Raw genomic sequence first — 13,476 nt, 5'->3', positions numbered from 1 at the left:
TTCAGTTTGGCTCCTTCACCTCGAATACCCGGACCGCATTCGCATTGGCGTCGAGCACAAGTATCCGGTCCTTCGCATCGACCGCGAGATCGCGGAACGGCGTTTCCAGCTCCGGCGAGAAGGGTCCCCCCGACGAGGCGCGAAACACCTTCGGATCAGCCACAAAACCCAACAACTTCTGATCGACCGAATAGAGTTTTACGCGGTTCAGCCCCTTCTCGGCGGTAACCAGCGTCCCGTCGGACCGAAAAGCCGCGTGGGCGGGGTTGCAGCACCCGCAGAACCCGTCCGGGTCCATCGAGGGGCGGTACCATGCGGATACCAAATCGCCGTTCGGGCGGTACTGCTCGAGGCCGTGGCGGCCCGGATTGACCGCCCACAGCGCGCCCATGTTGTCGAACGCCACATCGAGATAGGGACTCGGAACGACCAAGCCCGGGATTTCCCGTTCCTCGTCCTTTTCGCCGATGCGCGTTTGCAGGTTGCCTTCATAATCAAAGCGCAGAATGACACGATTTCCCGCGTCGGCCACGTAGAGGTTCTCCTCGTCCGCCGCGACCGACGTGATGTGGGCCCGCTCTCCCAATGACGCCCACACCTTTTCCGGTTTTCCGGCCGCATCAAGGATTTCGACGTGGTCCAACATTCCCAGGACGATCATGCCATCGGGAGCGGCCGCCACGCATTCCGGCGTGGTGGAGAGAGCATACCGCCCCGTTTCCACGCCGTCCATGTTGCAGACGACGAGCGTGTGGTCCCCCGCAACAACGATATGCCCATCGGGCGTGGCCGCAAGTGCCTTCAAACCGGCTACCCCGGGCTTGAGCGGCGCGGATTCTGACGCGAGCACCAGCGAGGGCTCGACCTCTTCGTGTTCGGCGACATCGTAGCGGAACGAATCGGGCGGGTTGGGGCGTTTGCTGGTCGAGGCCAGCCAGATGACCGTGCCGACCGCCGCGAACGCGACGGCCACCCATATCCAAACAGGTATCAGCCGGCGATTTTCCTCGCTCACTGGTTTACATGCTCCTGGTGTGCCGCACCTGCTTCGATACAAATCATCCGCGTGGAATCCCGCAACAGCATCCGGGTGCCTGCGATGGCGATGGGCCCCCACGCATCCTGTCCATCCAGTACGCGCGCCTGGCCCAGGGGAATGTACTGCTCGCGGCTTTGCTGGATGACGGTCAGGACGCCGTCGTCGCTCAAGATATAGAACTTGCCGTCAGCCAGAATATAGGGGCCTAAACCAAACCGGTTTGCCTGGCCGCTGGACCATACAAGAGACCCTTGTGGGTCGTAGCAGACGAACTGACCGCGCAAGGCGCCTGCATCTTTCGGCATGATAGCATGAAGCAGGCCGTCATAATAGATCGGCGTCTGCTGTTCGCAGGCGAGCCATTCCGCGGGGCCGCGGTCATAGAGCACTTCCGCGGCGAATCCATCGCCTTGTCTGCGCAATTGCGCCATCAGGCTGCCGTTGCCGTACCCCGCCGTGAATAACACCTTCCCATCGTCGAGCGGCACCGGCGAAGGGGCTACGACATTCGCATCCCACGGGAGCTCCCAAAGGAGCCGGCCGGCGTCCGGGCCGTCCGCGACAATCCCGACGGCGCCCCCGATCGCGCAATACACGAACATCCGCGTTCCCTCGAACGTCATGGGCACAATCGACGAATGGGACATGTTCCAGCCCCTGGGGTTCGGCGTTTGCCACACGGTTTCGCCGGTTTCGCAACGCAGGGCGGCAATCAGGACCTCAGGGCCTGCCGGGGCCAGAATGGCCAGCCCGTTGTCGATCAGCGGGCACTGTCCCGTATACCAGAGCGGCTCGGTCGTGCCGTACGCGTCCTGCATCGAGATGCCCCACCGAAAAGCGCCGCTCTTTGCATCGAGACATACAACATGGCACCGGGGACCAATTGTGACGATGAAATCGTCTGTCACCGCGGGGACCGTGCGCGAGAAGCCGTGGTTGCGCTTAATGGTTACCGGATACGAGTGCCGCCAGATCTCCTGACCGTCAGCGAGGGAGAAGCACCGAACCGCGTCGGCGCGGGCAGACTCGTCGTAGTCCAACAGATAGACCCGCCCGTTGAGAACTGCGGGGGCGGCGTGCCCTTCTCCCAATTCAACGGACCACAAGAGCTTCGGGCCCCCGTCATCAAACGAATCCGTGAGCGCGTATTCTTCCTTGCATATATTGTCGAAATCGGGGCCGCGGAACCGGGGCCAGAAACCCGGCAGGTCCGCGGGAACGCCTCCGAATTCCTGATGAGTGCCCGAGAGGTCCGTGGCGAAGCCGGCGGAAGACGCGCCCTCCGGGCGTCCATCGCGGCCCGGAAGGCTTGCCGAAAGGTCGACAGCGGGACTGTAGGCAAGCCACTGCTGGAGCGCGATGACTGCGGCGATGGCAGTCACGACTGCGGCAGCAGCCGCCAGCATACGGCTTGCCCTTGAATCCCTCATGCAATCATCCTCACGGTGCCGGAATGCGGCTCGCGAATCTCATGGGTTCTTCAGGTCGAGACACTTGATCTGCTTTTGGTCGCGCAGCAGCAGTCTGCCTTGCGACAGGGCCATGGGCGACCACATCTGGTTGCCGTCAAAGATTTTGGCGCGGGACAGCTCCTTGTATCCCTCCGGAGATGGCTCGATGAGATGAAGTATGCCCGTCTTGCCGTCGAGGCTGATAATCATGCCGTCGGCAAGCAAAAGGTTGCCGCGCTCGAACTTCGGCAAGTCGCGCGAGTCGCGCGTGCGCCACTTGAGCTCGCCGTCCAGGGTCATGCAGACCATGCCATCCATGCGCGAGTTCGTGTTGCTGTTCGCGTACAAGTACCCCCCGTAAAACAGGGGCTGGTGAATCTGGCTCTCGCACTCGTCCGTCTTGAAAAGTTCCGTCACCTTGAACGCGCCGCCGTCGCGTGTGATCTGAATCATAGCGGAACCCGCATCGTACCCGCCCGTGATGAACAGCCGGCCGTCAGGCAGCGGTGTCGGATAGGGGATGGGGATCTGGCATTGAAACCCGTCGTAGGCCCACAAGATACGGCCGTCCTCCAGCGAAATGCCGGCGGTGTTGCCGAACGCCGAGACCATGACCGCCTGCTCGACCCCTGCCAGCGTGGTCACAACGGGCGTCACGTACCCCACGTTGCCCAGACCGGGACTTTGCCATACCAGTTCCCCGGTCTCCTGGCGATATGCCGCCACGAAAGCGTTCTTGGCCTGGGGCGCGACAATGACGAGGTCGCGCCACAGGCTGGGCGCCTGAGACACCCCCCAGCTGGCGGGCTTGCTGCCGAAATCAGCCAGGATGTTCTTGTGCCACACCGGCTGGCGGGTCTTGCGGTCGATACACAGGAAATCGCCCAGCATCCCGACCGAATAGACGTATTTCTCGGACACGGTCGGCGGCGTGCGGGAACCGCTATGTCCCACGGTTCCGGGAGCGTCGTAGGGGTAGTTCCAAAGTTCGGCTCCGGTAGCCAGCTCGAGACAACGCAGGATATCCTGCTTATCCTCAAGACGGTCGAGAATGTAGACCTCACCGTCCCGCACCGCCGGCCCTGCGAACCCTTGCCCCAACGGGAAAGACCACAATTCTTTCGGTCCACCCTCGGGCCACGCCCGCATCAAGCCCGTTTCTGGGGACGTCCCGTTGCGGTTGGGTCCCTGGAACTGCCACCAGTCAGCCGAGGCGGTGCCGGCCAGCACGAGGCATGCCAGAACCGCGCCGGCGCACAGGTTTCGTAAGTCCTTATGGGTCATAGTGATGAGTCTCCTGTGAAAGTGATGGTGCCCTAAGCCCTTCATACGAACAACAAGGCAGGTAACAATATTGCTGTCCGTGGAGTGTCCACGGGTGCGATTATGCGGAAATCCTCGCTCCGCTTCAACATTTTTGGTGCAACCGTTCCTGCATACACGTTCGAAACCGTCGTTAAACCATGGCGGGCACGGAATATGCGCCATTCGCGGTATGTTCTATCCCTGTCACCTTGCCTTTGGGTTCCTGAATAGCGTAATGTCTCGCGCGTGGCTGACATCTCTGATCTGGAGTGTATTCTATGAAAAACGTGGCCGTTTCCATCCTGATTTGTGCTGTGATTGCCGGGGCCGCCGCGGCGGCGGATTCGCCGCAGTTCCGCGGGCCGAATCGCGACGGAAAGTTCCCGGAGACGGGTCTTCTCAAGGAATGGCCGGAAAACGGCCCGCCGGTCCTGTGGGTCGCGAACGGGATTGGCGAGGGATATGCCTCGCCTTCGATTGTCGGCGATACGCTCTACGTGCCCGGCATGCTCGAAGGCGAGCAAGGCTATCTCTTCGTTCTCGACCTCGCGGGAAATATCAAGAGCAAGCATGCGTACGGGCCGGAGACCCTGACGAAACAGGCGCCCGGGCCCCGCTCCACCCCCACCATCGACGGCGACCGGCTGTATCTGATATCCGGGCTGGGCGTTGTCACCTGTTTCAAGCTGCCCGAATGCGGCATTCTCTGGCAGGTCGACATGATGAAACGGTTTAACGGCCAGGTCGTTGCATGGGCGATTGCCGAATCTCCGCTCATTGATGGCGAAAATCTCATCTGTACGCCCGGCGGACCCGATGCGAGCATCGCCGCTCTCAACAAGATGACCGGGCAAACCGTGTGGACCAGCAAGGGGTGGAGTGAGCCGTCCGCCTACTGTTCGCCGGCTCTGTTCGAGGTGGGGGGCCACAGGATTATCGTGACCATGACCGCCAAGTCGGTTGTCGGCTTGGATGCCGCCACGGGCGCGCTGCTCTGGAGCCATACCCACGAAACCGACTACGATATTCACGCCGTGACGCCTGTGCTCGAGGGCAGGATGCTCTATTACACCGGGGGATACGGTTCCGGAGGCGGCATGCTGCTCCTGTCGGAAGACGGCTCGAGCGTAACGCCCCAATGGGCGGACAAGAATCTCGACTGCCAGCACCACGGCGTCGTCCTCTTGGATGGATACATTTACGGCACCGGCCACAAGAACCAGAACCTGATGTGTCTTCAACTCCAAACAGGCAAACTGATGTGGGAGGCTAAGGAGGTTCGCCAGGGGGCGCTGGTTTATGCCGACGGCATGTTGTACGTATACGAGGGTCCCGGCGGGGGCGCCGTAAGCCTCGTCAAAGCTGCTCCCGAAGGATTCTCCCGGACAGGGGCCTTCAAGGTAACCCAGGGAAGCGGCAATCACTGGGCACACCCGGTCATCTCCGGCGGACGCCTCTACATCCGCCACGGAGACGTGCTCATCGCCTATGACATCGCCGCCAAATAGGACGCCCAAATCGAATTAATTAAGCGGTTTTTTGGCTAACGGCTTACACTGGCCTGTTCCGCACCGGTGCCCACATTCCGGAGAAACACCCTGCCTCAGGAAGGAAATGGCCTCAGAAGGAGCCGTTTTTCCGCCGCGCTGAGCAGGGCTGGCCCGACAAGTCCGCGCCATTGAAAACGGGCGGCAACTCTCGAATAATTCTTGACATGAAAGTGGACCTCTGCTACTGTGAAACAGGTGTAGAATCATTTCGATACGGGCTTTTTGCGTACTCTGTGAAGCATGGAGCGAGTCAGCATGCGGACAACGCTCTGACGAGGGGGCTATGAGAGGTATGTGCAAGTTCGAAGAATGTTTCTCTGGCGGCGTGCGCGGGCGATGGGCGGGACGGTCTCTGTGGATGGTCTTGATGGTAGTTGCCGTCTTGGCCCCTGCCGCATCGGCGGTGCCTTATTTTGGGGAAGAGGTCTTCACTTACCATCAGCCGGACGGCTCGACGTTCGGGGTAAGGCTATACGGCGACGAGTTTTTCGCCTACCAGCGCACGGCGGACGAGGGGCGTGAGGTCGTCCTGGATGAGGCCACCGGTTTCTGGTGCTATGCCAAACTGGCCGGGGACGGGCGCTCCTTCGTCTCCACCGGGGCGCCCGTGATCACCCGCGACAAGAGCTCGCTCGTCACAGGCAAGACCGGGGCGTTGTCGGCCGGCGCCGCGCAGCCTCTTCAAACGCTTCCCCTGGATGTGGTTATGGCGCTTGCGAAAGCCCGCAAGGAGGCAATGGGAGCTGCCGCTCGCGAATTGCTCGCCCCCACGGGAATCGTGCAAGAGGGCGAGGCGCTGGCCAAGCGCGTGGGCCCGGTGGTCGGCCTGTGCATTCTGGTGGATTTCCCCGATGAGGAGGGCGTGATCTCGAGAGGTGACGTGGGCCGTTTCCTGAACGAGGCGTCGGGTTACTCCGACTTCGGCAACGCGTGTTCGGTCAACGAGTATTTCCACATCGAGTCCAACGGCAAGCTTGATTACACCAACATCGTTACCCCGTGGGTTCGCATGCCGCATCCCAAGTTCTTCTACGACGACAATTCGATAGGCGGGGGGAAAGCGTCACTGCTTGTTCAAACCGCGCTCGAGATTCTCGACCAGCAAGGGTTCGATTTCGGGACGGTCGACGCTATCAATATCTTCTACGCGGGCACTCGCAGTTCCGGGTGGATGCGGGGACTCTGGCCGCATTCCACCGGTTTTTACCAGATGACAGACATGGGCAACAGCCTGACCCTCGGCACATTCTGCCACGAGAACGGCCACTTAGTCTGCGGGTTCCCCGACTTGTACTCGTACACGGCCTCGTATCTTGGCACATCCGCATCGATCGTGGGCTGGTACTGCCTCATGGGCGGAGGCGGAGGCAAACATCCCCCGCACTTCGCTCCAATTCTGAAATACATCGGTAATTGGGCCGAGATTGTCGAGGTCCCTTATGACACTCTGCCCATGAATGCATTGTTGCAGGCGGACCGCAACCGCTTTTACAAGTATACGAATCCCGATCGGCCGACTGAGTTCTACCTTCTCGAAAACCGCAACGATACGGGTTATGAAGGCCCATATGGCGGCGCGGGCGCGACGGCGCCGGGGCGCGGCCTCGTGGTCTGGCATGTAGACCAGACCGGCAGCAACAAGGAGAGCTCGATTCAGGACCCGACCGTCCCGAAGGAAGAGATCTTCAAAACGCCCTACTATGCCTTTGTCATCGAAGCAGAGCCTGGCGCGACCACTCCCTGGTACGCGAATCCGAGCCCGTTGCCCGACGAAAAAGACACATTTTACTTCGGGCATGGCGCGGACCCTGTGTACTCATACCCTCCGCTGCCGTATTACCCCATTTTTGGCGTTACCGACCCCAACAATCCCGACAAGGTCTTCTTGAGCAACCCGGATCTATGCTTCTGGAACCGGGACGACTTGGACGCGGGGCGCACGATCGTGTCGAAACTTGCCGTCCATTCGTTCGGCGCGCAGGGGCATTTCATGCCGTTCGTGATCGGCGTCAATCCTTATGGCGTGGCGAAGTGGCAGGTGCTCGGCGTGGCGGGGAGCCCCAAGATCGCCGCGACGTGTTCGTCCATTGTTGCCCGGTGCAACTGGGGACAGAACCCTCCCAGCCAGAGCTTCAGGGTGTACAACGCGGGCGGACAGGGCACTCTCTATTTCGAGGTCACGAGCAACCGGCCGTGGCTCCTGGTCTCTCCGGGCTCGGGTTTGGCGCCGGTGGGAGGGGCGGACTTTACGGTGTCCTTCAACGCCACGAGTCTTGCGCCTGGCACGTATACAGGCACGCTCACGTTCGTTTCCGAACCGGCGGCGCCGCCGTTGAACGTTAACGTCACCCTCGATGTTGCCGAGCGGCACGTTCTCGTCGTGACGCCTCCCGAATTGAATGTGGACCTCACGTACGACGCGGTTTCGACGGACTACCATGTCGACGTGCTCAACAACGGCGGCGGTTCCATGAAATACACCGTGTCCAGCAGTTGTTCCGACGCGCCCTGGAACTGGCTGGAACCGACGTTGACCTCGAGCCTCTGCGTTGCAAACATGACCGAAGCCGTTTACCTCAACATCCGCGCAATAGACCTTGCCCAGAATCCGCCCGTGCTTCCCGTGGGCACATACGAGGGGACCGTGACGGTGACCGCCCCCGGCGCGCTGAATTCTCCGGCAAATGTAACCGTAAACCTTACCGTAGGCGGTTTCATAAGGCTTCTCTCGCCCAACGGCGGGGAAGTGTGGCAACCCAACAAAGACCTGACGGTCCCCATCGAATGGGCCGCGAATGTGACCGACCCGGTCAACATTCAGCTTATGAAATGGGATTCCGTTGCTTCCGAGTATGTCGTAGTTGAGGACATCGCGAGCGGACTTGCCTACGACGGCGATCCCGATGCCGACGGCCGGAGCCGCTACGATTGGTCGTTGCCGCTCAATATGGTCCCCGGAGGCGACTACCGCGTCCGGATCTTTACCGGCGCGGATTGGGATACCTCAACCTGCAAAGATGAATCCGACGCCGACATCCGTATCTATCGCGTTGCCTACAGCACGGACATGAGCGAGGATCCCCAAGGTACGCTGTGGACCTTCGAGGGTGGATGGGCCTGGGGCGTGCCGGCAGGCGGCGGGGCCGCGGACGGGGTCGGCAATCCCGATCCCTCGGCAGGCTACAGCGGCAGCACCGTAGTCGGTTACAACCTCGAAGGCAATTATGAGAATTCAATGGCGGGGACCGAATATGCCGTCCTTGGCCCAATCAACTGCACCGACTTCGCGGACACGCGGCTCACCTTCCGGCGCTGGCTCGGCGTCGAGAAGACGGATAGCGCCGTTCTTGAAATCAGCACCAACGGCACTGCTTGGAGCCAACTCTGGGGCAACCCTCTTGACGAAGATATTACCGATGGGGACGGGGGCGTCTGGGAACTGGTTACCTACGATATCTCCCAATACGCCGATCAGCATCTGAGAGTCTGGTTTCGCTGGAGCATGGGACCCACGGACTCGCTGGACCGTTTCTGCGGATGGAATCTCGACGATGTTGCCGTGTATGGCGTCTACTTGCGCGTCGGGTCGATAGACGTGACCATTCTGCCTCCCGAAGCGATAAGCGACGGCGCTCAGTGGCGGCGCGTGGGTACCAGCCAGTGGCTTGACAGCGTAACGGTCGCGGGGGCAATCGAGGGCAATGTTCCCGCAGGCACGCACGAAATCGAGTTCAAAGATGCGGCGGGCTGGTGGCGGACGCCCGACAATGTGACCGTCACGGTCAATTATGGCCAGCAGGCCTCAACACAGGCGACGTATCGACAGGCTGGTTTCCTGACAGCGACACTCACTCCCCCGGGCGCGGTCGCCGCAGGCGCCCAGTGGCGGCGCGCGGGCACCACGCAGTGGCTTGATAGCGGCGCCACCGAGGAGCAGGTGTTGCCCGGGGCCTACACGGTCGAGTTCAAGCCCGTGGCAGGGTGGACCACGCCCCCCAGCCAACCTGTCAGCATCGCTTTCAATCAGCTCTCCGCGACGAGCGGCGATTACGTGCTCATACCCACTGGTTCTCTGCTGGTGACCATCGAGCCTGCGGGAGCGGTCACTGACGGCGCCCGGTGGCGCCGCGTGGGAACCGCCACATGGCTCGAGAGTGGTGTGTCCGAGACGGGTATTCCCGTCGGCACGTACAGTATCGAGTTCAAATCGGTGGCTAACTGGGCCACGCCCGCTCAGACGAGCGTCACTATCGTGGGCGGCGAAACAGCTTCGAAGACCGGCACCTATGTCCCGCTTGGCTCGCTGCATGTCACGCTCAGTCCGACTGAAGCCGCGGGCGCGGGCGCGCAGTGGCGCTGGCGGCCGGCTGGCGGTGATGACACCACGTGGTCCCAGTATTTCAACAGCGGCCAGGTCGACTCGAACGTGCCTGCCGGGAATTGTGAACTGGAGTTCAAAGAACTGAATCCTGACTATTGGGACACCCCGCTACCCAAGACGGTCGCGATCGTCTTCCGCCAAACCACTAACGAGGTCGGCGTGTACCTTGGCTATAGCCGGTTGCGCGTGACGATCCAGCCTGCTGAGGCCGTTACCGCGGGCGCCCAGTGGCGGCGGGTCGGGCAGCCGACGTGGCTCGATAGCGGCGCGACCGAACCCGAGGTGCCTGTAGGAGAATGCACCATCGAGTTCAAGTCCCTGCCTGGGTGGGATACCCCTGCCAACAAGACGGTGACCACCAGTCTCGCTCAGCTCACCGACGAGAGCGCCGCTTACGTCGGGCATGGCTCGTTGAAGGTGACGATCACGCCTGAGGGAGCAGTGACTGCGGGGGCGCAGTGGCGGCGGGAGGGGCAGGCCGTCTGGCGCGATAGCGGCACGACCGAACCGGATGTGCCTACTGGACAGTGCACCGTCGAATTCAAGCCCATCGCCGGCTGGCGGGAGCCGTCAAGTAAGACGGTCAACATTACCCATAATCAAGAGAGCAGCACCAGTGGCGAGTATTATCGTATCGGCGCGCTCAAGGTGAACATCACGCCTCCCGAGGCGGTCGCCGCAGGGGCGCAGTGGCAACGGTCTGGGCAGCCGGCGTGGCTTAACAGCGGCGAGACCGAGCAGAACGTGCCCGTGGGCTCGCAGATGGTCCAGTTCAAGCCGATAGACGGCTGGGGCAAGCCGCAGGATCAGCCCGTGGAAATCAAGGAAGGCGAAATCTCCACCGTGAACGCCCAGTATGTGCGTGTCGGTTCCCTCAAGGTGACGATCACGCCTGCCGCGGCGGTTACCGCTGGTGCGCAATGGCATCGAAAGGACACCCCCACATGGTTCGCCAGCGGCGCAACCGAGGCGAACGTGCCCGAAGGTCCGCAAACGGTCGAGTTCAGCGATGTCACGGGATGGGTTAAGCCCGCTGAGACGAGCGTGACCGTCGAGGCCGGGAAGACAGCCACGGCAAGCGGGACCTACACCGAGATCACGGTTGGCTCGCTGCACGTGGTCATTACGCCCCCGGCCGCCGTGTCTGCGGGCGCGCAGTGGCGCCGGGTGGGGCAGACCACATGGCTCAACAGCGACGCGACCGAAGCCGACGTGCCTATGGGGTCGTGCAGGGTCGAGTTCAAGGCCATCGAAGGGTGGTATGCGCCCGCTACACAGACCGTGACCATTCCGCGCAGCGAGACCGCCGAAGCGGCCGGGACGTACGAACAAATCGCGTACGGTTCGCTCCAGGTGCTTATCACTCCGGCTGGGGCCGTGAGCGCGGGCGCGCAGTGGCGGCGCTCGGGCACGACGGACTGGTTCGACAGCGGAGAAACCGAGCGCAATCTCCCCGAAGGCAACTATACCGTCGAATTCAAGGCCTTGGAGGGGTGGCGGACGCCCCAAAGCCAGATGGTAAGTGTTGTCGAGGGCGAGACTGCCGCCGCGACAGGCGTCTATGTCGAGATTATCGAAAGCGGCTCGCTTCAAGTAATGATAGAGCCGGTGGAAGCCCGGCTGGCCGGGGCGCAGTGGCGCCGCGCCGGAACCACGACATGGCGTAACGGCAGCTATATCGAGTCTGACGTGCCGATAGGCGATTATGTCATCGAGTTCAGCGCCGTGGAAGGCTGGCTCGAACCCGGCGATATCGCCGTCACCATCGAACTCGATGAGCGAACCACGGCGACAGGAACATACGAGAAAGCCACCGGCGCGCTTCAGGTGGCCATCATGCCGCAGGGCGCGCGGGACGACGGCGCCATGTGGCGGCGTATCGGAGCGATCACCGCCAAGACCGAGACCGAGGTCACGTCAGGCAACGTGTTCCGTATCGGCGCGCCCGTGCTCAACGGCGCCGTGCTCGAAGTGCCCCTGCTGCTATTCCGGGGCGACGACGTGACGTCTCAGGACATCTTCAGCAAGGACGGCCTGTTTGCGGACGGACCGGCCCCCGCCGTGTTCGGGTTTGACGTGGTCTATGACCCGTCGGTCCTGTATTTCAGCAACGGACAGGAAGCTGGCGTGGAGGAGTCCGGGCAGCAGACAGGCGTCACGTGTTCGGACAACTTGACGAACTGGTACGGACATGAAGTGAGCGTGAGCGAACCCGACGGTTCCAACGCCGGGCGGGTACGGCTGGTGTTCATGAATTCCGTCTCCAATGCTCCGGTTACGACCCGCGACGATGTGCGCAGCGGCGGCAATCCCGGGGATGCCCAGAATCCGTTCCTGCTTGGCACGATGTACTTCGACTGTTCGCTGGATGCGGACGCGTCGGTGCCCCTTCTCATCCAGAACGTTGTGGCCTCCGACGGGGAGCAGATGCTCGATGCGGTAGAGGCGCAATCGGCGGTGTTCAAGCTGGATACCGGTTCGGACTGGCTGCCCAGCGGCGCCATCGAAACCGATATCGCGCCCGGAACCTACACGGTCGAGTTCAAGGATGTTGTGGGTTGGACCACGCCGAACGACGAGGAAGTGGATGTCGTCGGCGGCGAGACAGCATCCGCAACCGGAACCTATGTCGAGATCCCGTCCGGGTCGCTTCTGGTAACGATCACGCCTCCGGAGGCGGTAGCTGCCGGCGCTCAGTGGCGGCGCGCGGGTACCGCGCAGTGGCTTGACAGCGGCAGCACGGAAGAGGACGTTCCCGAGGGCTCTCACGTTGTCGAGTTCCAAACGGTCTCCGGATGGAATACGCCCGAGAACCAGACGGTCGCCATTACGGCCGGCGAAACTACGACGGCAGCCGGGGCGTACACCGAAATCGTTCCCGCCGGTTCGCTCTGGGTGGTCATTACGCCGCAGGAGGCTGTCGATGCCGGCGCGCAATGGCGGCGCGTCGGAACGGCGGAATGGCGTGACAGCGGGTTTGTCGAGGAAGGTGTTCCCGCTGGGTTGTGCACCGTCGAATTCCAGGTCGTCTCCGGCTGGAACGCGCCCGAGAATATCGACGTTCCGGTGGAAGTCGGCGACACCGCTTTGGTCACGGGCGCCTACACCGCCCAAGACGGCTCAGGCTGTCCGTGGGTCAGCAAAGCGTTCCAGCCGTTTGCGGAGACAACGGTCTTCGAGCCGGTGCTGCCGTCCGCGCAAGACGAAAACGGCATGCGCCTGTGCGCTCCGCTTGCGCCGCTCGCGATCCGTCTGCGCAGCAGCGCAGGCATCGCCGCGGACTCGGTCTGGGGCACGGTGAGTTGGGGCGCTTCGGAATCCGAGAACGTGCTGTGGCTGCCGCTTGACGCTGATCAGGCCGACGGCTGGGCCGTATACCAGCCCGAGACGCCATGGGCGGTCAACGAAATCGTCACGTTTACGGCGGGCGCTTACACCGTCTCCGGCCAGGCAATAGGGCCCTTCACGTACGAGTTTGTTGTAAGCGACGCGGTGTACGCAGGGTCTGCTGCCATTGCGGAATCCGATGAAACGGCGGACCGGCCGGAGTTCGTTGGCTTCGCGTACGAAATTTACCCCGGCACGGTTTATGGCGAGCCCGTGACCATACAGCTTCCGGTACCCGACGGGGTGGATGCCAGCGCTCTGGAACCCGCCTACCTGTTCTACAAGGACGGGCAGGGAACCTGGGTTTCCGGCACGAAAGTGGATGGCTGGCTCGAACCCGGCTCCGTCCGCGCAGTCCAGACC

The 13,476-nt window shown here is 62.1% G+C and carries 5 protein-coding genes; 2 read left to right on the top strand and 3 right to left on the bottom strand.

From position 1 onward, the window contains the following. Nucleotide 1 precedes the first annotated feature (1 nt). The 3 genes from PLJ71_06960 to PLJ71_06950 are packed head-to-tail and all read right to left on the bottom strand — an operon-like array spanning nucleotide 2 to nucleotide 3,774. A complete protein-coding gene (locus PLJ71_06960) occupies nucleotides 2-1,015 on the bottom strand; it encodes a hypothetical protein (GenBank protein HQM48411.1) in 1,014 nt (337 codons plus the stop codon). Next, nucleotides 1,012-2,469, bottom strand: a complete 1,458-nt coding sequence (locus tag PLJ71_06955; GenBank protein HQM48410.1) for a PQQ-binding-like beta-propeller repeat protein — start codon at nucleotides 2,467-2,469, stop codon at nucleotides 1,012-1,014. Before PLJ71_06955 ends, PLJ71_06960 begins: the two co-directional genes overlap by 4 nt. Before the next feature lie 39 nt (nucleotides 2,470-2,508). Then, nucleotides 2,509-3,774, bottom strand: a complete 1,266-nt coding sequence (locus PLJ71_06950; protein HQM48409.1) for a PQQ-binding-like beta-propeller repeat protein — start codon at nucleotides 3,772-3,774, stop codon at nucleotides 2,509-2,511. Between the two features lie 299 nt (nucleotides 3,775-4,073). Here PLJ71_06950 and PLJ71_06945 point away from each other — a divergent pair, with 299 nt between their 5' ends. After that, nucleotides 4,074-5,303, top strand: a complete 1,230-nt coding sequence (locus PLJ71_06945) for a PQQ-binding-like beta-propeller repeat protein (protein HQM48408.1) — start codon at nucleotides 4,074-4,076, stop codon at nucleotides 5,301-5,303. Nucleotides 5,304-5,712: 409 nt separating this feature from the next. Beyond that, on the top strand, nucleotides 5,713-13,476 hold a 7,764-nt coding region (locus PLJ71_06940; protein HQM48407.1), incomplete at its 3' end, for a M6 family metalloprotease domain-containing protein.

This window comes from Candidatus Hydrogenedentota bacterium, assembly GCA_035416745.1.
Lineage (GTDB): Bacteria > Hydrogenedentota > Hydrogenedentia > Hydrogenedentales > SLHB01 > UBA2224.
The sequence above is the reverse complement of the archived record's forward strand: the minus strand, read 5'-3'. Positions and strand labels throughout refer to the sequence as shown.